The 26609-nt window shown below is 45.3% G+C and carries 26 protein-coding genes; 23 read left to right on the top strand and 3 right to left on the bottom strand.

Annotated features, from left to right (window positions below):
• Positions 1–44: 44 nt before the first annotated feature.
• Both dcd and AC438_RS05490 read left to right on the top strand, forming a co-directional pair.
• Entirely contained in the window at positions 45–614 is a 570-nt protein-coding gene (gene dcd, locus AC438_RS05485) for a dCTP deaminase (protein WP_053980241.1), read from the top strand.
• A 36-nt stretch (positions 615–650) separates the two neighbouring features.
• Entirely contained in the window at positions 651–1097 is a 447-nt protein-coding gene (locus AC438_RS05490) for a hypothetical protein (RefSeq protein ID WP_053980242.1), read from the top strand.
• 16 nt (positions 1098–1113) lie between these two features.
• Here the strand turns inward: AC438_RS05490 and can are convergent, their stop codons facing one another.
• Positions 1114–1755 carry a carbonate dehydratase gene (can, locus tag AC438_RS05495; RefSeq protein WP_053980280.1) on the bottom strand — a complete coding sequence of 214 codons (642 nt, stop codon included), beginning with the start codon at positions 1753–1755 and terminating at the stop codon, positions 1114–1116.
• A 91-nt stretch (positions 1756–1846) separates the two neighbouring features.
• Here can and sbcB point away from each other — a divergent pair, with 91 nt between their 5' ends.
• The 5 genes from sbcB (at position 1847) to AC438_RS05520 (ending at position 8504) form a co-directional block, all read left to right on the top strand.
• Positions 1847–3295 (top strand): exodeoxyribonuclease I, encoded by a 1449-nt coding sequence (gene sbcB / locus AC438_RS05500; protein WP_053980243.1) that lies wholly within the window; start codon positions 1847–1849, stop codon positions 3293–3295.
• A gap of 195 nt (positions 3296–3490) precedes the next feature.
• Positions 3491–4138, top strand: a complete 648-nt coding sequence (gene msrA / locus AC438_RS05505) for a peptide-methionine (S)-S-oxide reductase MsrA (protein WP_053980244.1) — start codon at positions 3491–3493, stop codon at positions 4136–4138.
• Between the two features lie 105 nt (positions 4139–4243).
• Positions 4244–4879, top strand: a complete 636-nt coding sequence (locus AC438_RS05510) for a class I SAM-dependent methyltransferase (protein WP_053980245.1) — start codon at positions 4244–4246, stop codon at positions 4877–4879.
• 717 nt (positions 4880–5596) lie between these two features.
• Positions 5597–7921, top strand: a complete 2325-nt coding sequence (locus AC438_RS05515) for a glycoside hydrolase family 3 N-terminal domain-containing protein (RefSeq protein ID WP_156317006.1) — start codon at positions 5597–5599, stop codon at positions 7919–7921.
• 118 nt (positions 7922–8039) lie between these two features.
• Positions 8040–8504 (top strand): DUF3010 family protein, encoded by a 465-nt coding sequence (locus tag AC438_RS05520; protein WP_202904713.1) that lies wholly within the window; start codon positions 8040–8042, stop codon positions 8502–8504.
• Between the two features lie 25 nt (positions 8505–8529).
• Here AC438_RS05520 and AC438_RS05525 read toward each other — a convergent pair whose 3' ends face one another.
• Positions 8530–9555 carry a UDP-2,3-diacylglucosamine diphosphatase gene (locus AC438_RS05525; protein WP_053980247.1) on the bottom strand — a complete coding sequence of 342 codons (1026 nt, stop codon included), beginning with the start codon at positions 9553–9555 and terminating at the stop codon, positions 8530–8532.
• Between the two features lie 432 nt (positions 9556–9987).
• Here AC438_RS05525 and rpsB point away from each other — a divergent pair, with 432 nt between their 5' ends.
• From rpsB to AC438_RS05605, 16 genes are all read left to right on the top strand, one after another.
• Entirely contained in the window at positions 9988–10725 is a 738-nt protein-coding gene (gene rpsB, locus AC438_RS05530) for a 30S ribosomal protein S2 (protein ID WP_053980248.1), read from the top strand.
• Positions 10726–10835: 110 nt separating this feature from the next.
• Positions 10836–11705, top strand: coding sequence for a translation elongation factor Ts (gene tsf / locus AC438_RS05535; protein ID WP_053980249.1), 870 nt, complete (start codon positions 10836–10838; stop codon positions 11703–11705).
• Between the two features lie 199 nt (positions 11706–11904).
• On the top strand, positions 11905–12639 hold the full coding sequence (gene pyrH / locus AC438_RS05540; RefSeq protein ID WP_053980250.1) for a UMP kinase: 735 nt from the start codon (positions 11905–11907) through the stop codon (positions 12637–12639).
• 89 nt (positions 12640–12728) lie between these two features.
• Positions 12729–13286 carry a ribosome recycling factor gene (gene frr / locus AC438_RS05545; RefSeq protein ID WP_053980251.1) on the top strand — a complete coding sequence of 186 codons (558 nt, stop codon included), beginning with the start codon at positions 12729–12731 and terminating at the stop codon, positions 13284–13286.
• 33 nt (positions 13287–13319) lie between these two features.
• On the top strand, positions 13320–14045 hold the full coding sequence (uppS, locus tag AC438_RS05550) for a polyprenyl diphosphate synthase (RefSeq protein ID WP_274377604.1): 726 nt from the start codon (positions 13320–13322) through the stop codon (positions 14043–14045).
• A 1-nt stretch (position 14046) separates the two neighbouring features.
• Positions 14047–14865: a phosphatidate cytidylyltransferase gene (locus AC438_RS05555; RefSeq protein ID WP_053980252.1), complete on the top strand. Its 819-nt coding sequence runs from the start codon at positions 14047–14049 to the stop codon at positions 14863–14865.
• Complete coding sequence (ispC, locus tag AC438_RS05560; protein ID WP_238376329.1) at positions 14865–16091, top strand: 1-deoxy-D-xylulose-5-phosphate reductoisomerase; 1227 nt, start codon at positions 14865–14867, stop codon at positions 16089–16091. The genes AC438_RS05555 and ispC overlap by 1 nt, the downstream gene beginning before the upstream one ends.
• A gap of 43 nt (positions 16092–16134) precedes the next feature.
• Entirely contained in the window at positions 16135–17502 is a 1368-nt protein-coding gene (rseP, locus tag AC438_RS05565; protein ID WP_053980253.1) for an RIP metalloprotease RseP, read from the top strand.
• A 153-nt stretch (positions 17503–17655) separates the two neighbouring features.
• Positions 17656–20256 carry an outer membrane protein assembly factor BamA gene (bamA, locus tag AC438_RS05570; RefSeq protein WP_053980254.1) on the top strand — a complete coding sequence of 867 codons (2601 nt, stop codon included), beginning with the start codon at positions 17656–17658 and terminating at the stop codon, positions 20254–20256.
• A gap of 36 nt (positions 20257–20292) precedes the next feature.
• The gene (locus tag AC438_RS05575; protein ID WP_053980255.1) at positions 20293–20799 is read left to right on the top strand and encodes an OmpH/Skp family outer membrane protein; all 507 of its coding nucleotides are present in this window, start codon (positions 20293–20295) and stop codon (positions 20797–20799) included.
• A 37-nt stretch (positions 20800–20836) separates the two neighbouring features.
• Positions 20837–21853: a UDP-3-O-(3-hydroxymyristoyl)glucosamine N-acyltransferase gene (lpxD, locus tag AC438_RS05580; protein ID WP_053980256.1), complete on the top strand. Its 1017-nt coding sequence runs from the start codon at positions 20837–20839 to the stop codon at positions 21851–21853.
• A gap of 142 nt (positions 21854–21995) precedes the next feature.
• A complete protein-coding gene (gene fabZ / locus AC438_RS05585) occupies positions 21996–22436 on the top strand; it encodes a 3-hydroxyacyl-ACP dehydratase FabZ (RefSeq protein ID WP_053980257.1) in 441 nt (146 codons plus the stop codon).
• Between the two features lie 40 nt (positions 22437–22476).
• Complete coding sequence (gene lpxA, locus AC438_RS05590) at positions 22477–23271, top strand: acyl-ACP--UDP-N-acetylglucosamine O-acyltransferase (protein WP_053980258.1); 795 nt, start codon at positions 22477–22479, stop codon at positions 23269–23271.
• A complete protein-coding gene (gene lpxB, locus AC438_RS05595; RefSeq protein WP_053980259.1) occupies positions 23271–24461 on the top strand; it encodes a lipid-A-disaccharide synthase in 1191 nt (396 codons plus the stop codon). Before lpxA ends, lpxB begins: the two co-directional genes overlap by 1 nt.
• 10 nt (positions 24462–24471) lie before the next feature.
• On the top strand, positions 24472–25047 hold the full coding sequence (gene rnhB / locus AC438_RS05600; protein WP_053980260.1) for a ribonuclease HII: 576 nt from the start codon (positions 24472–24474) through the stop codon (positions 25045–25047).
• Positions 25048–25382: 335 nt separating this feature from the next.
• Positions 25383–25892, top strand: coding sequence for a PilZ domain-containing protein (locus AC438_RS05605; protein WP_053980261.1), 510 nt, complete (start codon positions 25383–25385; stop codon positions 25890–25892).
• Between the two features lie 70 nt (positions 25893–25962).
• Here AC438_RS05605 and AC438_RS05610 read toward each other — a convergent pair whose 3' ends face one another.
• A complete protein-coding gene (locus AC438_RS05610) occupies positions 25963–26493 on the bottom strand; it encodes a hypothetical protein (protein WP_053980262.1) in 531 nt (176 codons plus the stop codon).
• Positions 26494–26609: the final 116 nt, after the last annotated feature.

Below are 26609 nucleotides of genomic sequence, written 5' to 3' on the forward strand. Positions count from 1 at the left end.
GGTTTCAATTATTATGGCAGTCTTAAAATTAAGTGGAGTAAAAAATGTCGATTAAGTCCGATAAGTGGATTCGCCGAATGGCACAAGAGCAAGATATGATCAGCCCCTTCGAGGCTGAGCAAGTGCGCTACGGTAAAAAAGGCGACCGCTTAGTGTCTTACGGTACCTCGAGTTATGGGTACGATGTACGCTGTGCCGATGAGTTTAAAATATTTACCAATGTGCACTCGGTCACCGTTGACCCTAAAAACTTTGATGAAGGCAGCTTTGTTGATATTAAAAGTGATGTGTGCATTATTCCGCCTAACTCTTTTGCGCTGGCGCGTACGGTGGAGTATTTTAAAATTCCACGCAGTGTATTAACGGTATGTTTAGGTAAGTCGACCTATGCGCGTTGTGGCATTATTGTGAATGTCACACCGCTAGAGCCTGAGTGGGAAGGTCATGTTACATTAGAGTTTTCGAATACCACCCCTTTGCCGGCCAAAATTTACGCCAACGAAGGCGTGGCGCAAATGCTGTTTTTTGAAAGCGATGAGCAGTGTGAAACCAGTTATAAAGATCGTGGAGGTAAATACCAAGGTCAAACGGGCGTTACGCTACCACAAACTTAATGCCAGCTGCGCTACTGGCTATTTGTAGGGCTTTTTATGGATTATTCTCGTTATATTGTTATCGCGATAGTGCCTTTTTTGGCGGCGGCGGTTATGCCGTGGGTGGCACCTGATGCGGTGGCACGAGTATTACTGGTTACTTTGGGGTGGACGGCACTGACAGTGGTATTTATTGCCGGACTCTGTGTCGGCGATGCGCTTGCTGCACCCGTCGATAAAGCTCGCTTGAGTGTGTTATCGGCTTTGGGGTGTTGCGCCTTGAGTATTTTGGCGCTGGGTGCTTATCGTATTGTATCGCCTTTAATGGCGTTAGCGCTTATGACAGTGGCCTTTTTTTTAGCCATGAAATTAGTGCAAGCGACGGGGGTGTGGCAGCGGCTCAATAGTCAAAAAATGATCTTTTATCGCAAGCTAATTTGGATGGTATTAGGCTGCTTATTGATGCTATGTTTGAGTTATTACCGTGAGCTAATTGTCCGTTAGTGTGAGTATGTGTGTCTTAGAGCAGCTTTTTCTTGACTCTATATTGCTCTGCGACTTGCTCTATAGCATTAATAGAAGGGGTAATGCGATTTAATAAGCCGTCGTGGATATCGTAAATCCAGCCATGAATACTCAGCTCGTGGCCAGCTTCCCAAGCGTTTTGGACTGAGGGGATATGGCTCACATTGGCCACTTGCTGTGCGACATTTAATTCGCATAGCAAGTTGACACGGGCTTTATCGTCAAGGTCGGCGCCAAAGGCATTCTTTTTATTAAAATAAACATCACGAATGTTACGCAACCAATGATCAACCAGCCCCACTTGAGTGTCGCCCATCGCCGCTTGTACACCACCGCAACCATAGTGCCCACATACAATAATATGTTTGACTTTAAGCACTGCAACCGCGTAGTAAATAACCGACAAACAATTAAGATCCGTATGGACAACGGTATTAGCAATATTGCGATGGACAAACAATTCGCCGGGCAATAAACCAACAATTTCATTAGCCGGTACGCGGCTGTCAGAGCAGCCAATCCATAGGTACTCAGGTTTTTGTTGGGCGGCGAGCTTTTCAAAAAAGTGCGGATCTTCGGCTTTAATGTTGTCAGCCCAGCGAATATTGTTATCAAAAAGTGAGTCGAGATTGCTCATTGGTGTGCCCATTGCTTTGCTTTAACTTTAAGTGGTATGAGTATACCGATTTGAAGAAAGATAAAATACAATTAAACATGAAGGTTGTTCAATGTCTGAGCCGACGCTGTATTGGCATGATTATGAAACGTGGGGCGCCAACCCCGCAATCGATAGACCTAGCCAATTTGCTGGGATACGCACCAATGGCGACCTAGAGCCCGTTGCCGACCCTGACGTTTGGTATTGTAAACCTACTCTCGATGTACTGCCGCATCCTGATGCGGTACTGGTGACAGGTATTACGCCAGAGCATGCGGAGGCTAACGGTGTACCCGAGCCTGATTTTATGGCACGTATTTATGCCGAGCTTGCAGCCCCAAATACTTGTGGGGTGGGGTATAACAGTATTCGCTTTGATGATGAAGTGAGCCGGTACAGTTTTTACCGTCATTTTTACGACCCTTATGCCCGCGAATGGCAAAAGGGTAATAGCCGATGGGATATCATTGATATGGTACGCACATGCTATGCCTTGCGCCCAGCCGGTATAGAGTGGCCCGAGGTGGACGGTAAAGTAAGCTTTAAGCTTGAGCTTTTAACCGTGGCAAACAACTTAGTGCACGCCCGTGCGCATGATGCATTAAGTGATGTCGAGGCGACTATCGCTATGGCTAAGCTTGTTAAAACAAAGCAGCCCGAGCTATATCGGCATTTATTTGAGTTGCGGTTAAAAAACACAGTAGCCATGCATATTAATATTAAGCAGCGTAAGCCTTTTTTGCATATATCATCGCGGTTCTCTGTCGAGCAAGGCTGCGCCGGGCTTGTGGTTCCTTTGGCGTTCCATCCTAAAAATAAAAATGCAGTTTTAGTCTTTAATTTAAGCCAAGACCCTAGTGATTTAATTCATCTAACGGCTGAGCAAATTGCGCAGCGAGTATTTGTTGCCGCCGCCGACTTGCCGGCCGGTCAAGAGCGCATCGCTTTAAAGGCGGTACACCTTAATAAAAGCCCTGTTGTATTAACGCCTAAATTGCTGACTAACGAGAATGCGAAGCGGCTAGGTATTGATAAGGCTTTGTGCGAAAAGCATTGGCAACAATTATTGCAATACGATATTGGCGCTAAAATAGCGCAAGTGTTTGCGCAGGCCACCTTTGAGGCAAAGCCCGATGCTGAGCAGCAATTGTATGACGGCTTTTTAGCTCCTCAAGATAGGCCACTTTTAGAAAAAATACGTGCAGCAAAGCCTGAGCAATTGGCGAGTGAAGCGTTTTATTTTAATGACAAACGATACAACGATTTACTGTTGCGTTATAAAGGAAGGTTCTACCCCAAAGCGTTAACCGAGCCAGAATATGCGCAGTGGCAAGAGCTATGTCATAGGCGTTGGTATGATGGTGTTGACGGTTACTTAACCTTAGAGCAATTTAATGAGCGTGTGAACGAGCTGCTAGCTACTGATATTGCGGCGTCAAAAAGACATCTATTGCGCGCTACGCAGCGCTGGGTATCCGATAAAATAGCCAAAGAGCATTTTTTGGGTGACATGATTTGATATTAAGCGCCGTTAAAATATTTATTGCGACTACGGTGGTTGAAATCATGTGTCGAGCCTGCTAAAACAAAGGTATAGGCCTTTTTATTGCTAATGGTCACAGTGAGTTTAACGATAGTATGGGGTTTTATTTGTTATTAAGCGCGATAACCCATACTGCTGAGTTTGTTTGATCTGACACCACAGGTAACAAACATGTTGGTTGATTCCCAAAAGGATGCCATTTTATACGGTGATACCGCACTGCCTGGCCGAGAAGAAGCAATTACCGGTTTTGAGCCTCATGCTGTTTTAGGTACTCCGATTGAGCCCCCTTACCCGCCACACTATGAGCGAGCTATTTTTGGTATGGGGTGTTTTTGGGGGGCAGAGAAACTCTTTTGGCAAGTAAAAGGCGTACATACTACCGCAGTAGGTTATGGGGCCGGAGTAACGCCAAACCCCTTATATAAAGAGGTGTGTTCGGGGTTAACAGGCCATAACGAGTTGGTGGTGATCGTATATAACCCAAAAAAAATTTGGTATCGCGATCTATTGCAATTGTTTTGGGAAAATCATAACCCCACCCAAGGGTTGCGTCAGGGTAATGATGTTGGTCCGCAGTATCGCTCAGGTATTTACCCCTTAACACCTGAGCAACACTTTTTAGCTAAGCAAAGCTTTGATCTCTACCGGATGAAATTAAAATCGTGCCCTGACCCAGTAGCATTGACGACCGAAATTGTGAACAACCCGCCTTTTTATTTTGCCGAAGAGTATCATCAGCAATATTTAGTGAAAAACCCTGACGGTTATTGCGATATGCAAAATTTAACCGTAACGGGTTTACCGCGCTTTCCTTAAATCTTGTATCATTTCTATTTTAGCGGCCTCTGATGAGGCCGTTTTACTTTGCTTTGGCATCGCTGCGCGGGTCAATAGCTTAATGATTAATAATAAAAGGTTTTTATGATTTCCGTGAATACTATCCATGCGCTGTTGGCGCAGCACCACATTAAAGGTTTTTTACCCGAGCATGAAGCGGAGGCACTTTATCGCATGGCGTGTGAGCAAGCGCAAAAAGGCTTGCTTTTAGAGGTGGGGAGTTTTTGTGGACGCTCGGCGGTTTATTTAGGTCATGCCGCTAAAGCTGCGGGGCAAAAAGTGTTTTCGGTCGATCATCACACAGGCTCTGAAGAGCATCAAAAAGGCGAGGGTTATCATGATGCTGCGCATTATGATGCCGAGGCTGAAAGGGTTGACACACTCCCTGACTTTCGACGCACGCTGCGTGTATGCGGTATGGATGATACGGTGATACCGATTGTTGCGCGCTCGGAAGCGTTGGCGCAAATATGGACAACGCCATTAGCCTTTATGTTTATCGATGGCGGTCATAGTTTAGAGCAGGCCACCGCTGATTGTTTGGGTTGGGCTCAGCATTTAGCTGCTGATGGGGTGTTGGCCATTCATGATATTTTTGAAAATCCAGAAGATGGCGGCCAAGCGCCTTTTTTGGCGATGCAAGCGGCCATCGAGGCCTTTGGGTTAGTGCAAATTGAGCGCGAGGGTTCGCTGGTTTTTTTGAAGCGCCGAGTGAGTTGATGTGTCAGTGCGAGCACAGTTGCAGACGCTGAGCGAATCCGTAAAGACTAGAATCCGTAAAGACTAAGATAACCTTAATACTAAGATAGCCTTAATGCTAGGGTGAATAGTGGGTAGCCATAGTGCTTATACATATTAAATCGTAACTATTTAGCTAAGCTGACAAGCCTCACCTTATCTTATGTAGCGCCCAGCCCCAGCATGGATGCATGGGGTAGGCGTTGCGCCTGCATAAGGGTATGCAAGGTTAGACTTTGCATCAGCTAAAGCCACCACGGCTTGATTAGCCAGTCAATGATTTATTGCGCCCAATGTGGGTATCTCTGAATAGTGGCATTAAATTAAGAGGTGCTCACCTAAGTCTCGATGGTGATTTTAAGCTTAGGTAGTTTTGCAACCTAGGAAATTATTGGCAATATACGCGGCTATTTTTGCACTATATGCGACTGTTTTGCAGTACACGTGACTATTTGACATCTTAAAACATCGCTGCGTGGCCTAAAGCAGGATGTGACTCGACCCACCTTTGGTTATTTTTGCCGTTATAGCGGCAATGGCTTATAAACTGGTGTGATATTGACCCCACTTATGTCACCTAAGGTGGGTTGTATCAATAATATTTTGTGTTGTTTTTGAGGCGAAGTATGGCGCCCATGTCGTTATTTTGCTTGGTCATATTCAACGCTATTCCACAATAAACATTAAAGGGCATAAATAATGATAATACTCTCTTTATTTCACGGTGGTTTGCGCCACGGGTTATTAGTCACTAAAGGGCTACGCTGTTGTGCTGCGGCGCTGGCCGTCTCGCTATGTACGGTCCCACTCGCTTGGGCAAGCCCAGAGTCGCTGCTTGCAAAAATGACTTTAAGTCAAAAAATTGGTCAGCTACAGCAATCGCACTTAGAAGCGGTAACCGCTGAAGATATTCCAAAAGAAGTCAAAGAGGCTATTCGACAGGGGCGCGTGGGTTCTTATTTGAATATTAATACAGTCGCCGTGGCCAATGAGCTGCAGCGTTTGGCGGTTGAAGAAGGGCCGCATGGCGTACCTTTATTGGTGGCTCGCGATGTGATTCACGGTTACAAAACGATCTTCCCTATCCCGTTAGGGCAAGCGGCAACATGGAACCCTGATGCGGTTGAGCAAGGTGCGCGAATTGCGGCCATTGAGGCTTCGGCTGACGGCATTCGCTGGACTTTTGCGCCTATGCTCGATATTTCGCGTGACGCACGTTGGGGTCGAATTGCCGAGTCATTTGGTGAAGACCCTTATTTGACTAGTGTGATGGGAGTAGCTTCGGTTATGGGTTATCAAGGTAAAGACTTGAGTCAAGGTGATAGCACCCATATTGCGGCTACCGCTAAGCATTTTTTAGGGTATGGCGCAGCCGAGGCGGGGCGTGATTACAATACAACGTATATCCCCGAACCCCTATTACACAATCAATATTTACCACCGTTTAGTGCAGCGGTCGCTGCTGGTAGCGCATCTATCATGACCGCGTTTAATGATTTAAACGGTGTACCTGCCTCTATCAGTTCGTACCTTATGGATACCATTTTGCGTCAAGAGTTGGCCTATAAAGGGGTGATTGTCAGCGACTGGGATTCGGTGGTTGAGACGGTTGTACACGGGGGCGCTGAAGATAATAAAGATGCAGCTTATAAAGCCGCAAAAGCGGGCTTGGACATGGAAATGGTCAGCACGAGCTATGCCGATCATTTAGCTGCATTAATTCAAGAAGGTAAAATAAGCGAGCTCGAGATTGATCAAAAAGTATTACGTATTTTACGTCTTAAAGCGCAGCTAGGATTGTTTGAGCAGCCCTACACTGATATCGCACGCCAAGCCGAGAAAAAACACCCTAAATTTCACCAAACGGCTAAAGAGGTGGCTGCTCAAAGTTTAGTATTGCTAAAAAATGACGTGCCCAGTCATAAAAAAGCCGCCAAATTGGGCAAGGTATTACCACTTAAGCCCGGCCAAAAAGTGGCCTTGATTGGCCCTATGGTCGATGCAGCGCATGACCAAATGGGCACTTGGGCTATGGATGGTGAAAAACAAGACTCGATAACTGTATTGCAGGCTTTTGAGCAGGCCAAGGTTAAAGGTTCGGTGCAGTACCGCTATGTGCCAGGGTTGGACTTCTCGCGAGATAAAAGCACCAAAGGCTTCAAAAAAGCGATAAAAGCGGCGAAATGGGCCGACGTGATTGTGTATGTTGGGGGCGAAGAAGCCGCGCTATCGGGCGAGGCGCATAGCCGCGCAAACATTCGCTTGCCGGGTGCTCAAGAAGCGTTGCTAGCAGCACTTAAGCAAACCGGCACACCATTGGTAGTTGTGTTGATGGCCGGCCGTCAAATAGAGCTGCACGATGTGCTGGAGTCATTTGATAGTTTGGTAATGGCTTGGCATCCGGGCACAATGGGTGGCCCCGCTATTGTCGATGTACTGACAGGCGTGAGCGAGCCTGTTGGGCGTTTACCCGTGACTTGGCCTAAGATGGGTGGTCAGTTGCCTATGTATTATAATCACAAAAATACTGGTCGTCCCCCGCAGTCGCGTCCGTTTATTATGATGGATGATTACCCGCTTGAAGCGCATCAGCACTCACTGGGCCATGCTGCAACTCATATGGATGCCGGTTATTTGCCTCAGTATCCTTTTGGCTTTGGCTTGTCGTACTCTGAGGTACACTATAGTGACTTAGCCATGGCCAAGCGTGTACTGGCGCGCGATGAAGCGATACGTGTGAGTGCGGTGGTTAAAAACACAGGCTTGCGACCGGTCACTGAAGTTGTGCAATTCTATGTTCAAGATATTGCAGGCTCGGTAACTCGGCCAGTCAAAGAGCTCAAACAATTTCAGCGCGTAGTGCTAGCGCCAGGCGAGGCAAAAACGGTAACCTTCGAGCTTAGCCATAAAGATTTAATGTTTTTTAATGCTAAGACGCAGCATGTTTTTGAGCCCGGCGCCTTCCGTGCGTGGATAGCACCGCATGCGGCAGCCGGTAAGCCATTAACGTTTACCGTTCGCTAAAGTGCTGTAAATAGTGTAATACACACAAGATAAGTTACAATTGCCGCTAAGTGTATTAGCGGTTTAAAGGCTGTAGTGTTGACTACAGCCTTTTGTGTATTTTAAGCCTTAAAAATGAATGACCCAAAAGAGATTTACGATGATTGTATGTGGCGTAGAGTTAAAGTCTAATGAAGCAATTGTATGTTTGTTAACCTTGAAAGATGGCGTTTTTAGCCTGCCCGACTGCCGCTCAACGCGCGTTGTACTACAAAGCACTACAGGCAGTAGCGCACTTAAGCATTTTCAAAATACCTTTGCCAAGCTGATGGAAGATTATGGCGTCAGTCGTGTGGTAATTCGCGAGCGCCCCCAAAAGGGTAAGTTTGCTGGCAGTGCTGTGGGCTTCAAGTGTGAAGCCGTGCTAGAGCTGCTTGATGGTGAGGAGGATTTAAGTGTTGAGGTGATGACAGCGGCGGCCATCAAAGCCGCTATTGCCGAGCATCCTGTACCGGTGAAGTTTTCGGATACTGGTTTGAAGGTGTTCCAGGAGGTGGCTTTTAATACCGCCTATGCGGCGCTTGCCGCAAGTGAGTTGAGTTAACTGCTTTGGTGCAACTCTTGCCGTGCTACTCTTGCTCGGTAGATGTCGGAATGGGGAGGGGATGTTTGGGTGCTTGATGAATCAAATGGCGTGAGTTTTTACGTTGTTTCTTAACTTTTTTGAAGGCTTTGTAGCGTGGATCGTCTAACCATTGAACCAGTGATAGGTTGCCTTCAAAGTCTTCAACAATAGCTGTACATGACTCGACCCAGTCCCCGGTATTGTAATAAGCCACACCATCAATTGTGCGGGCGCAGGCTTGATGGATATGCCCGCATACAACACCGTCATAACCTTGTTTTTGTGCGCCATAAGCCACCGCGTGCTCGTAGTCATTGATATAGCGCTGCGCACGCTGTAAGTGCGTTTTTAAAAACCCTGAAAATGACCAGTAGCCCAAATCAAATTGGGCGCGCAAACGGTTAAATTGCCGGTTTAAAAACATTAGTAGCTCGTAGCCGTGATCGCCGATAAAGCGCAATAAGCCACTGGCGCGGGCGACGCCTTCAAATTGATCACCATGAATGATTAACAAGCGTCGATTGTTAGCGGTAATGTGAGTGGCTTTGTTAACTAGGTTGATATTGTCAAAGCGATTATTGGCGTATTTGCGTAAAAATTCGTCGTGATTACCGGTGATGTAAGTGATTTTGACGCCCATTTTTGATAACTTAAAAATACGTTTGACCACGCGGCTAAAGGCCGGCTTCCAGTAAACGCCATCGCGCATTTTCCAACCATCTAAAATGTCACCCACCATATAAAGATTTTGAGTCGGGTGGTGCTTTAAAAACTGATTTAAGGCGCTAGCTTTACAGTTTTTGGTGCCTAAATGTACATCTGAAATAAAAACGCTGCGCCACTGCGCCTTGGATGGCTTATTGTCAGAGCGATATTGTGATGCATGTTGTTTTTGCGTGTCTTGATTCTGCCGGTTTGCTTCGTCATGCAAAGGCGCGCCCTTTTGTCTTTGTGCGTCAGTTGTTACATTGGCTGCTGGGTGAGCGCAGGCGTTAATAGATCGCGAGTTGATTGGGTCTTTTTTATTCATGCGGTCAGTATCTTTGTGTGTGATGACGAATCAATGACAGTTTGTTTAAGGGTTTGTGACGCAATATTTAGCTATGCGATACCTTATGGATGCTGGGTAATAGCAGGTTCATGGTAAGTTTTTGATGGGGTGAAAGTGGGAAATATTGGTGGTTGTACTGAGAGATCGCGGCTCTGATTGCGAGGATGCGGCCTTTATTTGTGCGTGCCTTTATGGTATAAAGCGCGCCCAGCTTTTTGCTGGGTGAAGTACAGCGTATTTTTCATGCGCTGTATCAAATACTTAACTCTTATTGTCACACATATACCGACACGTTTGCCTGGGTGCTTTTTAGTCTATACACGCTTATTTATACACACTGTGTATCGATATAAAAGGTTGGTAATCGGGGTGTATGGAGGCCTAACCCAATACATTTTAGGAATTATATTTATGCCTACAGTAAGCATGCGCGATATGCTCCAGGCTGGTGTTCACTTCGGTCACCAAACTCGTTACTGGAACCCCAAAATGGGCCAATATATTTTTGGTGCCCGTAACAAGATTCATATCATTAACCTTGAGCAAACCACTCCTGCGTTTAATGAAGCCTTAGAAATTGTTCGTGTTATGGCAACACAAAAGAAGAAAGTTCTTTTTGTTGGCACAAAACGCGCTGCGCAAAAATCGATTGCTGAGCAAGCGGCCCGTGCTGGTCAGCCGTTTGTTAATCACCGCTGGTTAGGCGGTATGTTAACCAACTACAAAACAATCCGTACTTCTATTCGTCGCTACCGCGATCTAGAGGCGCAAAGCCAAGACGGTACTTTTGATAAGTTAACTAAAAAAGAAGCGTTAATGCGCACCCGTATGATGGAAAAGCTTGAGCGTTCTATCGGTGGTATTAAAGATATGGGTGGCTTGCCTGACGCGTTATTTGTTGTGGATGTTGAGCATGAGCGTATTGCTGTTCAAGAAGCCAACAAATTAGGTATTCCGGTTATTGCAATCGTTGATACTAACTCGAATCCTGCCGGCGTTGATTACGTGATTCCTGGTAACGATGATGCGATTCGCGCGATCAAACTTTATACTACAGCTATGGCTGATGCGTGTTTAGAAGGCGTAGGATCACATGGTCAAGACGAGTTTGTAGAAGAAGTTGAAGGCGACGAGCAAGCTCAAGCCTAGCTTTGAATAACCGCTGCTGAGTGTGTTCATGCGGTGGTAATATCTTGATGTTAAAAGGGGGTTTTTGCCCCCCTTTTTTTAATTATTTTTTCTTCTTGAGGATAGTAATCATGGCAATTTCTGCTTCTATGGTTAAAGAGTTGCGCGAGCGCACAGGCCTTGGCATGCTCGAGTGCAAAAAAGCACTGAAAGAAACCGATGGCAACGTTGATCAAGCAATTGAGAACTTACGTAAATTAAGTGGCTTAAAAGCGGCTAAAAAAGCGGGTCGTACAGCGGCTGATGGCGTTGTGGGCGTTAAAGTTGCGGAAGATGGTTCTTACGGTACATTGATTGAGCTTAACAGCGAAACCGACTTTGTTGCGCGCGATGAAGTCTTTTTAGGTTTTGCTGAAAAAGTATTAACAGCTGCTTTCGATGCGAAAGAAACAGACGTTGCAACTGTTATGGCTGGCGATTTAGAATCTGAGCGCGAAGCCATGGTTCAAAAAATTGGCGAAAACATTGGCGTGCGTCGTTTAGCGGCAATTGCTACTGAGGGTGTTGTGGGTGCATATAAGCATTCAAATAACCGTATTGCAGTATTGGTTGAATTAAAAGGCGGGACGACTGAATTGGCGCGTGATATTGCTATGCATGTTGCAGCGGTCAATCCACAGGTAGTTTCACCTGATCAAATGCCACAAGAGTTAGTCGAAAAAGAAAAAGAAATCATTGCCTCTCAGCCAGATATGGCCGGTAAGCCAGAAGCTATCGTAGAAAAAATGGTTATGGGTCGTATTTCTAAGTTTCTTAAAGAAAGCAGCTTGATCGAGCAGCCTTTTGTTAAAAACCCCGAGTTAACTGTGGGAGCTTTGGCTAAACAAGCGGGCGCAGAAGTTGTGAGCTTTATCCGTTTAGAAGTGGGTGAAGGTATTGAGATAGAAGAGACTGACTTTGCATCAGAAGTTGCTGCGCAAGTTGCGGCGGCAGGCAAGTAAATCGCCATTTGGGTTGGTTGTTAGTGAGGTAAATAAGGCGATGTTGATCAATCTTCATGGCGTTTTACGGTAAATAGTATTGCTAATAGCCAGTCCTAAGGCGCATCCTGCGCCTTAAACCTTTCTATTTAAAAGGCGGGAGTCACACCTCCCGCCTTTTTGCTGTTAAACTGCCGCCAAATTTTTTTGGAGACTGGTTATGCCAACGACACGCGATCGCAAGTATAAGCGCATATTGCTCAAGCTAAGTGGCGAGCAGCTCATGGGTGAAGAAGGGTTTGGTATCGACCCTAAAGTATTAGATAAGATGGCCCTAGAAATTGGTCAGCTTGTAGGTATTGGCGTGCAGGTGGGCTTGGTTATTGGCGGAGGCAATTTGTTCCGAGGCTCGGCATTGAGTCGTGCAGGCCTTGATCGTGTGACAGGCGATCATATGGGAATGTTAGCCACAGTGATGAATGCCCTGGCCATGCGTGACGCTCTAGAGCGCTCTAATATCTCTTCGACTGTCATGTCCTCCATCCCGATGAGTGGTGTTGTTGAGCACTATGATCGCCGCCGTGCTATTCGCTTGCTGGGCGATGGCGAAGTGGTGATATTCTCAGCGGGCACGGGTAACCCGTTTTTTACAACAGACTCTGCCGCGTGTTTGCGAGGCATCGAAGTCGAGGCTGAGATTGTTCTTAAAGCCACCAAAGTTGACGGTGTTTATACCGCTGACCCAGTATTAGATCCCACTGCAACTCGTTATAACCGCTTAAGTTACGATACGGTATTGGCCGATAAACTCGGTGTAATGGACTTAACGGCCATCTGTCTGTGCGATGAGCACGATATGCCTGTCAGGGTTTTTAAAATGGATAAGCCTGGTGCATTACTTAATATTGTTGTGGGCGGTGACGAAGGCACTTTAATTGTGGCCGAAGGGGCTTAACCTACAGGTTTATTGTGATAAAACCACAGGTTACTAATAATCATATTTAAACATTCAATTGTTATTCCTATAAAGCATTAGGTGAAACCATGATCAATGAAATTAAAAAAGATGCCGAAGAGCGCATGAAAAAAGCAATATCGGCTTTAGGTACTAACTTTAATAAAATCCGCACAGGTCGCGCCCACCCCAGTATTTTAGACAGCGTAATGGTGTCTTATTATGGCTCTGCTACGCCTTTGGCGCAGGTTGCTAATGTGAGCGTATTAGATGCTCGCACTCTGTCGATTAGTGCTTGGGAAAAAAATATGGTCCCTGAAATTGAAAAAGCCATTATGAAATCAGATTTGGGTCTAAATCCTTCTTCGATGGGTGAGCTGATTCGTGTTCCCATGCCAGCACTAACCGAAGAAACCCGTAAAAATTATATTAAGCAAGCCAAAACAGAAGCCGAAAATGCACGTATTTCGGTCCGAAATGTACGTCGTGATGCCAACGCGGCATTAAAAGACTTGGTGAAAGATAAAGAAATTAGTGAAGATGATGAGCGTCGTGCACAAGATGAAGTTCAAAAAATCACGAATAAATATATTGCCGAAGTTGATGCTGGTTTTGCGGCAAAAGAAAAAGACTTAATGGAAATCTAAGACCCTGACGGTTCTTTGTAAAAGGGTTAGTGTGTGAATTCTCTTCGTCATGTTGCCATCATTATGGATGGTAATAATCGCTGGGCAAAACAGCAGGGCAAAAAAGGTATCGCCGGCCATAAGGTCGGTGTTGAGCGTATTCGTGATGTGCTAGCGGCTAGCCGTAAGCGCGGGGTCGAAGCACTGACTTTATTTGCTTTTAGTAGTGAAAATTGGAAGCGCCCCCCTAAAGAGGTTGAGGCGTTAATGGGCCTTTTTTATAACTATTTAAAAAAGGAAGCCAAAAAGCTAGCCGATGACGGTGTGCGTTTAAAGGTGATTGGGAGCCGTGAGCGCTTTAGCCCTAAATTGTACGATGCGATTTTAGAAGCGGAGGCGATTGCCAAAGGCGCCGAAAGCACATTGGTTATCGCTGCCGACTACGGCGGTAAGTGGGATATTACGCATGCTGCCAAACAGCTAGCGCTACAGGTTGAAGCTGGTACTTTGGCCGCTAGCGCGATTACCGAACACAGTTTGGATGCATTTATATCAACGGCAGATCTACCCCCGCTAGATCTATTAGTGCGCACAGGAGGTGAGTTACGAATTAGTAACTATCTGTTGTGGCAAGCGGCCTATGCGGAGCTGTATTTTAGCCCTCTATTATGGCCAGATTTTGATGCTGCAGCGATGAATGCTGTCGTCGACGACTTCCATGCTCGCCAACGCCGCTTTGGCCAAACGAGCGAGCAAATAGAAGCCGGTTTAGGAGATTAAAGTGTTAAAGCAACGCGTCATCACCGCCATAGTTTTAGTGATTGTTTTTTTGAGCTGTTTATTTGTTTTGCCGCCTGTTGCTTTCCAAGGTTTTGTGCTTCTCATGTTTGCGATAGCCGCTTGGGAGTTTTCTTTGCTGGCGGGCTTACAGCAGCCTGTTGTGCGCATTACTTTTAGTGCATTACTCACCCTTAGCGTGGCAGCCACAGGGTATTTTTTGCCGCTCATCGGTCAAGGCGCAGTCAAAACTTTTTTTAGTGCCGCAGCACTGTGGTGGGCACTGGCTTTATTGTGGGTGCAAGGTTATCCCTCTAGTGTGCTTTTTTGGCGCAGTATTTTGGCGAGGGTGATTATGGGTTTTTTGACCTTGGTCCCAGCGGGTGTGGGCGTATTAATGCTGCATAGTGCTGATAATGGCCAGTGGCTGGTCTTAGCGCTGCTGGCATTGGTTGCAGCGGCTGATACAGGCGCGTATTTTAGTGGTAAGGCTTTGGGGCGGCGTAAGTTGGCGCCTAATGTTAGCCCTGGTAAGTCGTGGGAAGGCGTAATGGGCGGGCTGATCTTTGTTGCATGTTTAGCTCTAGCCTACAGTAGCTGGGTCGGTAATCATTGGTACTTAGGGTTGGCTATCGCATTACCTGCCGCGGCAGTCTCTGTGTTAGGTGATTTGTTTGAAAGCATGCTTAAGCGCCATTGTGGAGTGAAAGATTCAGGCGTTATTTTACCGGGGCACGGCGGTGTTTTAGATCGTATTGATGGTGTGACCGCTGCAGCGCCGGTTTTTGTGTTGGCATTATTGGCAACAGGCTGGGCACTGTGATGGCGACAATGTATGGCGACACACGTGGTAATCGGTATGATAATAGTCAGCCAGAGTCTGTGGTTGTTTTAGGGGCTACAGGCTCAATTGGCGTGAATACGCTAGATATTATTGCTCGGCATCACGAGCGCTACCGTATTTTTGCCTTAACCGGTTATTCACAAATTGAACGCTTAAAACAGCAGTGTCTCGTGTTCAAGCCAGTGTATGCTGTTGTTGGACAGGAGCAAGAGGCCAAGCTATTGCGTGCGGCTTTACAAGATCAAGGTTCTAAAACGCAAGTACTGTTTGGTCCGCAAGCATTAATTGATGTGTGCGAGGCGCCAGCAGTGAGCACTGTTGTGGCTGCTATTGTGGGGGCTGCAGGGTTGTTGCCAACAATGGCTGCAGTGAAACAGGGCAAAAAAGTACTATTGGCCAATAAAGAGTCATTGGTGATGGCTGGTAGCTTGTTTATGCAGGCGGTGCAAAAACACAAAGCCAAACTCTTACCTGTTGACAGCGAGCACAATGCGATTTTTCAATGCTTACCTGAGCATTTTGAGTCTTTGGATGATGCGGGTATTTCACGCATATTATTGACCGGCTCAGGCGGCCCTTTTCGTTTGCATGATCATGCAGCGTTACAATCTATTACACCTGCCCAGGCGTGCGCCCATCCTAACTGGGATATGGGTAAAAAAATCTCGGTAGATTCCGCCACCATGATGAATAAAGGCTTGGAGTTTATTGAAGCGTGCTGGTTGTTTGGTGCACGTAGCGAACAAATTGAGATTGTTGTACACCCGCAAAGCATTGTGCATTCTATGGTGGAGTACAATGACGGTTCAGTGTTATGTCAAATGGGTATGCCTGATATGCGTACACCTATTGCTAATTGTTTAAGTTGGCCTCGGCGTATTGAGTCGGGGGTTGAGCGCTTAGATTTTACACGTCTAGCCCATTTAGAGTTTCATGCGCCTGATTTTGAGCGTTTTCCTTGTTTACAGTTGGCTATCGAGGCGATTAACTGCGGCGGTACGGCTCCGGCGATTGTCAATGCAGCCAATGAAGTGGCAGTAGCAGCTTTTTTAGACAATAAAATTCGCTTTTTAGATATTGCGCGCGTTGTAGCTGAGGTTGTGAGTGTGCAAAGTTCTTCAGAACCAACGTGTATCGATGAGGTCATAGCGGCCGACTCTGAAGCGCGAGAGCGATCTAGCCACTTTATTGCGAGCATTCATTAGTATGCTGGTATTTTACTCGCGCCATTACTGTTAAGGCTTAGTTGTGTTTCTCATTCAAACCGTATTAGCATTTTTGTTTATATTATTGGTGTTAGTCTCTATTCATGAGTGGGGGCATTTTATTGTTGCTCGCAAGTGCGGTGTAAAAGTTTTGCGCTTTTCTGTCGGTTTTGGTAAGCCCTTTTGGAAAACGACAGATAAGTACGGTACTGAGTTTGCTGTAGCACCCATTCCGCTGGGCGGCTACGTCAAAATGTTAGATGCCTCAGAAGACAATATTGCACCAGAAGATAAAAACAGAACCTTTGAAAGTTGTAATACTTGGCAGCAAGTCGCTATTTTGGCGGCTGGACCGGTGGCCAATTTTGTGCTCGCCTTTTTTGTTTTTTGGTGGTTAGCTATTCAAGAGGTTACAATCCCGAGTGCTGTGATTGGACAGGTGCAGCCTAATTCGCCAGCCGCTTTTGCCGGTGTTGATGCTGGACAGCAAATTATTGCTGTAGACGGTGTCGCAACGCCCGGTCGCAAAGAAGTGTTTGATCGACTAGCGAGGCGCCTAGGTGAGACCGGTAGTATTATGCTCACGGTGCAATACCCTGAAACAAAAGGTTTAACATACGATATGGAGGTTGTCATTAATGATTGGCTGCAAGGCACCGAGGCTCCCAACCCTTTAGAGGGGATAGGGCTAAGTTTTTATGTTCCTACAATACCTGCCACAATAGGGGCGGTATCGCCAGGCAGTGCTGCTGATATCGCAGGCTTGAAGGCCGGCGATGAAATTACGGCGATTGATGATGTGGTTGTCAAGCGCTGGCAAGATTGGGCCGAATATATACAGGCGCGCCCCAATCAAACGATTGTATTGAAGGTGTTACGCGAGCAAAATCATTTGATATTGCCCATTGTCCCAAGCATAGTAGAGGACGAGCAGGGCAATCAAGTGGGCCGTGTGGGTGTGAGTGCAACGCGGGTTACTTGGCCAGAGCAGATGTTAGTGACACGCAAGTTAGGCTTAGTAATGGGCATGCAGCACGCGCTGAGCGAAACTTGGAATACGTCTGCCATGATTGTGGTATCCATCAAAAAACTATTATTAGGGCAAATTTCGACAAAGAATTTAAGCGGCCCTATTGGCATTGCGCAGGTTGCAGGTGACTCGGCTCGGGCTGGGTTGTCATACTATTTAGGTGTTATGGCACTCATTAGTGTGTCGTTAGGCGTTTTTAATTTATTGCCTATTCCTATTTTAGATGGAGGGCGAATTGTATTTAGTGTTATTGAGGGTATACAAGGTAAGCCGGTATCTGATCGTTTAAAAATGTGGGGCATGCAGTTGGGTTTGGCATTTTTAGCGGTCATGATGGTGATGTCCTTTTACAACGATATATTAAGGCTGATAAATACATAAACAGCCTAAACACGAAATTTTAATGCAGTCTTTTAGATTGCATTAACGTTATAACAACAATTATTAGTAAGAGCATATTAGCGAGTGAAATACATTTTACGTTTTAGACGGTCTTTGCCAGCGTTATCCGCTGTTATTTTGTTGAGCTTTTGTATGGATGCGTTGGCGAATTCTTTTCGCATTGCCGATATTCAAATTGAAGGTTTACAGCGGGTATCGCCTTCTCCGGTGTTTGCGGCGCTGCCTATCCAGGCTGGTGACTATGCCGACGCTCAAGCGCTAGCGTCGGTTATGCAGTCATTATTTGCGACCGGCTTTTTTGCCGACATTAAGTTATTACACGAGGGCAACGTGCTTATTGTGCGCGTTTTTGAACGACCAGCCATTAGTGCAATAAACCTTGATGGCAACAAAGCTATTAAAAGTGAACAGCTTGAACAGGTCATGACCGAAAACGGTTTAAAACAAGGTGAGATTTTAAAGCGAGAAGTCTTGGATGGCTTGGTACGTGAGCTTGAGCGTCAATATGTTTCTCAGGGCCGCTACTCAGCAGCAGTAGAGCCTGAAATAATCCCCAAGCCTAATAATCAAGTCGAAGTGAATATTAATATCGACGAAGGCGATGTTGCTGGTATTAAGCATATTAATATTGTAGGCAATGAAAAGTTTAGTGACGATGACTTGGTGGGTCTATTTGAATCAAAAGAGGCGGGTTGGTTATCGTGGTTGACCAGTAATAACCGCTATGCCAAAGAGCGTTTAACAGGCGATATTGAAAAACTGGAATCCTTTTACTTGGATAGAGGGTATTTAGATTTTAATGTTGTCTCGAGTCAGGTGTCTTTAAGTGCTGATAAGAAAGCTATTTTTATTACTTTGAATATATCGGAAGGTGATGTGTACACCGTGACCGATATTGAAATTGCCGGTGACCCTATTTTACCAGAAGACACTATTAAGCGTATGGTGCTGCTGAAAAAGGGTGAAACATTTGCACAAAATTTAATGACAAATACCAGTGAGTACGTTACCAGTCTTTTAGGTAATGCCGGTTATACCAATGCCGAGGTACAGGGTATTCCTGAAAAAAATACCGAAGATAAGACTGTAAAAGTCACTTTTTTTGTAGATCCTCAAAAACGTGTCTATGTGCGTAGAGTTTTATTTAAGGGCAACTCGCGGACCAGTGATGAAGTCTTGCGCCGTGAAATGCGTCAAATGGAATCAGCTTCGGCATCTAACGCACGTATTGAACAAGGTAAAGTACGCTTAGAGCGCTTAGGCTTCTTTAAAGGCGTGACTGTTGAAAATATCCCTGTTCCAGGCACTGAAGATCAGGTGGATGTGCAATATACCGTAGAAGAGCAGCACTCAGATTCTATCAGTGCAAGCTTGGGCTATTCGCAAGGTTATGGCGCTACCATTGGTGCTAATTTGGCGGTGAATAACTGGTTAGGCACCGGTAAGCAGGTAGGTATTAATGTCAATTACAGTAAATATCAAACGGTTTATAGCTTCTCTTATACTGACCCTTATTTTACGCCCGATGGCGTAAGTCGCGGTATTAGCGTGTATTATCAGACGCGTGATAATGCCACTATTGGGGCTGCCGACTACGGCACCAATGCTTACGGTGTGAACTTAACGTTTGGTTATCCGGTGACTGAGGTGCAGCGTGTTAATTTTGGTGTGGGCTTGAGCCACTTAGAAATTGTACCAGGTCGTTTTGCATTACAAGAAATTCGCTCTAGCTTTAGGCAGCTTGATCTAGACCAGTACCCTTACGTTTATGTGAGAAATGAAGATCTTCCCAGTCCGTCTGACCCTGATGGTGATGGCATTATTGATAGTTATTCTTTGCCTACTGATTTCGTCACGGAATCTATGTTGGTAAACCATGTTGAGCCAGGTTTCGTTGACTTATACGGTGATAAATTTGATACCGCGAGTGCGAACCTGAGTTGGGTACGCAGCACATTAAACCGTGGTATTTTAGCGACGCGTGGTAATTTTCAATCGGTGAGTTTGGAGATGACTGCCCCAGGAAGTGATTTACAATATTATAAAGTCGAAATGAAAGGGCAGTACTTTCAGCCCCTTACTCGACATTTCACACTGCGCTTTAAAGGTAACGTAGGTTACGGTGATGGTTACGGTGAAATGAAACGCCTGCCTTTCTTTGAAAACTTTTATGCTGGTGGCTTTGGCTCAGTGCGTGGCTTTGAGCGTAGCTCGTTAGGGCCTCGCCAAGCTTCGCAAGTGACTTATCTTGAGGGCTTTTCAGATTATAATGCGATCGATATTGATAATGATGGTATTGCTGATAATGTTCGAGGTAGTGGTAGTGTACCTGTGTTATGCAGCACAACTGAACGCACTGGCTCGACTGAGTGTAGCGAGAACCAACTGGCTTTAAATGTTATCAATAATTATCGACGTAGCCGTTCAATTGGTGGTAATTTATTGGTTGAAATGTCAACGGAGTTGATTTTCCCGTTACCCTTTATTGATGATCAGCGTTCAATGCAGATTGCTGCGTTTGTTGATGCAGGTAATGTTTTTGATACCAATTGTGGCCGCTATCAAGCCGATTGCTTTGGGTATGATATTACCAAGCTCAGTGCAGCTTACGGGTTAGGAATGACATGGATTTCACCCATGGGGCCGTTGACGTTTAGTATTTCTAAGCCTTTTCAGCAAAATGAATTCGATGAACGAGAGGCTTTTCAGTTTTCGTTCGGTTCAGGATTTTAATTATTTAACGTAAGTATTACGTGATTAGGAGTAACAATGAAACTTAATAATCTATTAGCTACTGTCGTTTTAATGGCTGCCGCACCTTTGGCATTTGCAGGTAAAACGGTTGTGTTTAACCCTCAAATGGCTATTTTAGCGACAGATGCCGCTAAAAAACGCGATGCAGAATTAAAAGCCGATAAAGATTTTGCAGCGTTGGTTGCCAGTATTGAAAACACCCGTTCAGAATTGATTGCCTTGCAAAAAGAAGCTGAAAAAAACGGCATGACCTGGAGCGCAGATCAGCAAGCTGATCATAAAAAGAAAATGTCTTACTTGAGTGAAGACTTTCAATTAGCGCAAAAGAAAGCACAGGCCGAGCAAAATGCTGCTGTTACCAAGCTGATGCAAGAAGCTGAATCGAAATTAGAGCCTATCTTAAAAGCTTATATGGAAGAAAAAGATATTGACCTTATTTTGCACTCTCAGGCGGCGGTGATCTTTAAGCCTGTGGCTGATATTACAGCGGATATTACCAGCCGTTTGAATAAAGCTAAGTAATCTCATTAGGTTACACATATTGGCGTAGGAGTAAGATATGGCCATTAAACAATACAGTCTGTACGACTTAGCGATCTTACTCGATGCGCAACTTTTGGGTGATGGTAATTGCTTGGTGCTAGGCGTTGGTGATACGGCGACTGCAGCACCAGGGCAAATCACCTTCATTGCTCATAAAAAATATATACCTCAGTTGGCCACTAGTGCTGCTAGCGCTGTACTACTTAAGGCCCCTTTACCCGATTGCCCGATTGCTAACCAGCTTATTGTGGCTGATCCGTATTTAGCCTATGCCAAGTTGACAAAGGTTTTTGATAACCGTCCACAAACAGTCGTAGGTGTACATCCGTCGGCCGTTGTTGATGCTACGGCCACGCTTGGCGAGAACGTAAAAATTGCCGCTGGCTGTGTTATCGAAGCTGGAGCTATTATTGGTAGCGGTACAGAGCTTTGTGCTGGGGTTATTGTAGGGGCGCAGGCTGTTTTGGGAGACAACTGTTTATTGCATGCCAATACAACGATTGCACATCACTGTGTATTGGGTCGTCATGTCAAGGTGCATAGTGGTACAACGATTGGCTCTGACGGTTTCGGTTATGCGCCCTCGGCAACACAGGGTTGGGTGAAGATTCATCAATTAGGCCGTGTGGTTATTGGTGATAACGTTGAGATTGGCGCAAATTGCGCTATTGATCGAGGTGCTATTAAAGATACACAAATTGCGAATGGCGTCATTATTGATAACTTGGTACATATTGCCCATAACGTGACCATTGGAGAGCAAACGGCGATTGCAGGTTGCGTCGGAATTGCTGGTAGCACAAATATAGGTGCTAGATGTACAATAGGCGGCTTTGTTGCTGTTAGTGGGCACTTAAATATTTGTAATGATGTACATTTTAATGGCGCCACTGTAGTGATTAAGTCTATTGATCAGCCAGGTCATTATGCTTCAGGCTCGCCAATGCAAGATGTACGCTCTTGGCGGCGCTATATGGTTCGTTCTACGCAGCTTGATGAAATGGCCGGACGTATTAAAAAACTAGAAAAGTGAATACACGATATCGCCATTTAAACATGCCTGTTAGCGAAGATGTGGCATGGTTTCAATGATTCATATGATATTCAATGGTCATCATACAGCGCCCTAAAGGGCGCTATTTTTTTTTGCCTTTTTGCTCTGGAGAGTGTCCTGCATGTTGGACGTGAATGAAATTCGTAAATATTTGCCACATCGTTATCCTTTTTTGTTAATTGACCGTGTTACGGAGTTAACAGAAGGAGAGTCTATTGTGGCTTATAAAAACATCACTATTAATGAAGGCATTTTTGAAGGTCATTTCCCTCATTATCCGGTATTTCCAGGTGTTATGATTTTGGAGGCTATGGCGCAAGCTTGTGGGGTGTTGGGTTTTAAAACCATGGGCAAAACCCCTGAAGACGGCTCGATTTATTTGTATGCCGGTGCCGATCGTGTACGCTTTAAGCGTCAGGTGGTACCTGGCGATCAAATGTATATTAAGGCAAGTATTGTGTCTGAAAAGCGTGGTATTTGGAAATTTCAGTGCGAAGCTAAAGTCGATGGTCAACTCGCAGCACAAGCGACTATCATGTGCGCTGATCGCAGTGTTGATTAATATTAAGCACGATTAACCGAATATAAAAGAGGAGGCGGGGATGACTGCATCGCAAACATCGGGGTTAATTGACTCCCGAGCTATCATTGATCCAAGCGCTATTATTCACGATAAGGTGAGTATTGGTCCTTTTTGTATTATTGGCGCAGATGTCGTGATCGGCGAAGGCTCAATTATTGAATCGCATGTTGTGATTAAAGGGCCTACGACAATTGGCCAAAATAATCATATTTATCAGTTTTCATCTATTGGTGAAGATACACCTGATTTAAAATATAAAGGTGAGCCAACAACATTAACCATTGGTGATAACAATGTGATCCGCGAAGGCGTCACTATTCATCGTGGTACGGTACAAGATCGCGGTGACACCTTGATTGGCGATAATAATTTATTGATGGCTTATGCTCATGTCGGGCACGATAGCGTGATCGGCAGCCATTGTATTTTGGTAAATAATGCAGCCTTGGCAGGTCATGTAACAGTCGGTGATTGGGCCATTTTAGGAGGCTTTACGTTGGTGCATCAACATTGCCATATTGGTGCTCATTGCTTTACCGGTATGGGCAGCGCTATTGGCAAAGATGTGCCTGCCTTTATGATGGTTGCTGGTGCCCCCGCTGAAACCCGAACAATCAATGCCGAAGGTTTACGGCGTCGAGGTTTTACCGACACCGATGTCAGTACATTAATGAAAGCCTATAAGATAATTTTTAGGCGTGGTTTAACGCTAGAGCAAGCAATTGCACAATTAGAGCCTCTGGTGAGTCTATCGCTGCATATTCAAACGCTCATTGATTCGCTCAAGTCTTCGACTCGCGGTATCGTACGTTAATGCTTGAGGCTCCTTTAGCTGTGACGGGTGAGCGCAGGTTGCGTGTAGGCATTGTTGTCGGTGAGGCTTCGGGTGACATTTTAGGAGCGGGCCTCATTCGGGCTATTCAATATCACCACCCCAATGCCATTATTGAGGGTATTGCTGGTCCGCTAATGTTAGAGCAAGGTGCAACGTCCTTTTTTCCTCAGGATCGATTAGCTGTGATGGGTTTTGTTGAGCCTCTTAAGCGCTTACCTGAATTGTTGCGTATTCGAAAATTTTTAAAACAACACTTTATCGCAAACCCGCCCGATGTTTTTATTGGTATTGATTCACCTGACTTTACCTTGGACTTGGAGTTGGCCCTAAAAAATGCTGGCATTAAAACAGTGCATTATGTCAGCCCCTCGGTTTGGGCATGGCGCCAAAATCGGGTTAAAAAAATAGCCAAAGCGGTCGATGTGATGCTGACACTCTTCCCGTTTGAGCAAGAGTTTTATTTGCAGCGTAACATTAAAGCTATTTGTGTCGGTCATACATTGGCTGACCAAATACCTTTGCAGCCTAATACTGAGCAGGCACGTGTTGAGTTGGGGCTTGAGATACCCGCGACGCATCAAGTATTAGCTATTTTGCCGGGGAGTCGAGCGGGTGAGGTTGAGCGTATGTTGCCAGTGTTTTTAGAGTCGGCCATATTATGTCTACAACAAAATCCAAATCTGTGCCTTGTGATTCCGGCTGCAAGCGAGGCTAGGCAGCAACAAATCGAAAATATACTTCAGAGGTTCCCTCGCTTGCCTATACGTGTGTTTTTAAAACACTCGCATACCGTAATGCAGGCGAGTGATGCTGTGGTAATGGCCTCTGGCACAACGACACTTGAAGCGATGTTATTAAAAAAACCAATGGTTATTGCTTATAAAGTAGCGGCTTTATCTTATTTTATTTTTGCGCGTATGGTTAAAGTAAAATTTATCGGCTTGCCTAATTTGTTGGCTCAAAAAGAGTTAGCAAAAGAGTTTATTCAGCAGGCTGCTGTAGCGGAAAATATCGCCCCTCAAATACTTAAAATATTAAATAAGCATGAGCAAGCATCTTTGCAGCAAGAGTATTTAAAATTACATAAAATGCTCAAGCTCAATGCGAGCGAAAAAGCCGCTCAAGCTGTATTAAATCTGATTGATCAACCGGTTAAATCAATTCATTAAGAGTATCGCAATGTTAGTGGCAGGTGTAGATGAGGCAGGGCGCGGCCCCTTAATTGGTAATGTTGTTGCGGCGGCGGTGATATTGGATCCAGCCAAGCCTATTAAAGGTTTGGCTGACTCTAAAAAGCTATCTGAAAAAAGGCGTAACGCATTATATGAAGAGATTATTGAGAAAGCATTAGCTTATCATATTGCAGTAGCCAGCCCCGCCGAAATTGATGATATTAATATTTTACATGCAAGTTTGCTGGCTATGAAACGTGCCGTAGAAGGTTTGGGGGTTGCGCCTGAGCATGTATTAGTTGATGGTAACCGTTTACCTGTGTGGCATTATAGTGCCGAGGCCATTGTTAAAGGTGATGCTAAGGAAGCTTGCATTAGTGCGGCCTCAATTTTGGCGAAAGTTACCCGAGACCAAGAAATGGGGGTGTTGGATGCGAAGTTCCCAGGTTATGGTTTTGCAAAACACAAAGGTTATCCGACCAAAATGCATATGGAACAGCTTAAAATATTGGGCGTACTTCCTGAGCACCGTCGCTCTTTTGGGCCTGTTCGAGCCTTATGCGAGTTGAACTCAGGTGAATAAGCCGTTTTAATAAGAGCGGTTTCGACGTCAAAAACACTCACAGACATACGCTGCTACCAGCATCAGCGTTGCACCAAAAGCCAAATTAACGCTTAATGTGTAAAAACTGCACTTTCAAAGAAAAAAAGTGGCGCAAAAACCCTTTTTGTGGATGTTAAAATCCCTTCTCGCCGGTGGACCTAGCACATTGAGCTATACCTAGTCTATTCGCACTGTCATGCTATTTAGATTGCCCCTGAATTGTCATGAATCAATACTTTTACTGCATATGCATACGTCACACTTAGCAAGTGTCTGTGAGTCGATGAGCTGCCAGCTTAGAAAAGGAGGTACTTATGGCGACCGTTAAGAGGCCGAACGTATCTGTACAGGCATCAGAGGCCTGGTTGGCTTATAGTTGCCGTTGGGTAGAAGATTTAGCGACGGAAGTTTGTCATTTCGAGGGGTTTATTAAGCATCCAAGAGATATCCCACTCGATTTCACTATCGATAATCCACCAGCTTATGTGGCGGCTAATAAACTCAAAGTCCACGAGGGAGGTATGGTCTTTGAGTCGAGCGCCTCCCTGCCTGTCGGTGTCAGGATTCACTTAACCGTTAATCTTAAAGGTAATCATTTTATACTCACAGGTATAGTGGCGCATTGCATTGATATTGACGGTGCTCGTTATCATATTGGTGTGCAATTTGAACAAGATAACGAGCATCACTCGATGCGTATGATTGAGCAGGCTTGCCATATCGAACACTATCGCAAGCAGGCGTGTCAATACGGTCGCCCCATCACAGAAGACGAGGCTGCAAGAGAGTGGATTTCGCGTTTTGCGGCACACTTTCCGCGTTAAAAGTATCTGCTTAAGTCGTATTTTGGTTAAGCGACGCCGGCTTAAGAGTGTGTTTATAGGTGTGAGCCGATCACACAGCTAGTAGGCGATCATAACGCCGACTCAGTAGGTCATAAAACTGCTCGCGTAAGGTTAAAATAGTCGCTTTTAAATCAGAAATTTCTTGTTCGCTAATATCCTGCCTGCCCACATACACTTGCTTGCGAAAAAGAGCGATTTTAGCGGCGTATAAACGTAATGTTTTTTCCATGGTCTTTTCACCTAACATGAGCAGCTTAGCTTCAGCATCCGCGAGTTTTTTAAATTCCTCAACCAGCTCGGCATTGACGCGCTCAAGTTCTAACTTACGAGCCCCCGGCCATGTTTGACCAAAGCGGGTTGATTCAATGACCAGTGATGAATATCGGGCAAAACAGTGGTTAACATAGCCGACCTCACGCGAGACCTCCTCTAATATCATAAGGCGTCGCTCACCTGGACTTGTGCTGTGATCTTTGTGTTTAAAGCGTAGTACGCACCACGCGGTAGCCAAAGCGATTGCGCCTCCTAGGGCAATTTGGAGGGTGTTTTGTAACAGTGGCCAAAAAAAATCTGCTGGCATGATCTACCTCGGTCGTCAAATTATTAAGTATCATTACGCTGTCAAAAAGCTGGCAATACAGTCATATTGCTGAACGATACACAGGTAGAGCAAAGATCAAACCAGTTTCGTTTTCT

Source organism: Marinagarivorans algicola (assembly GCF_001292705.1).
Taxonomy (GTDB): domain Bacteria; phylum Pseudomonadota; class Gammaproteobacteria; order Pseudomonadales; family Cellvibrionaceae; genus Marinagarivorans; species Marinagarivorans algicola.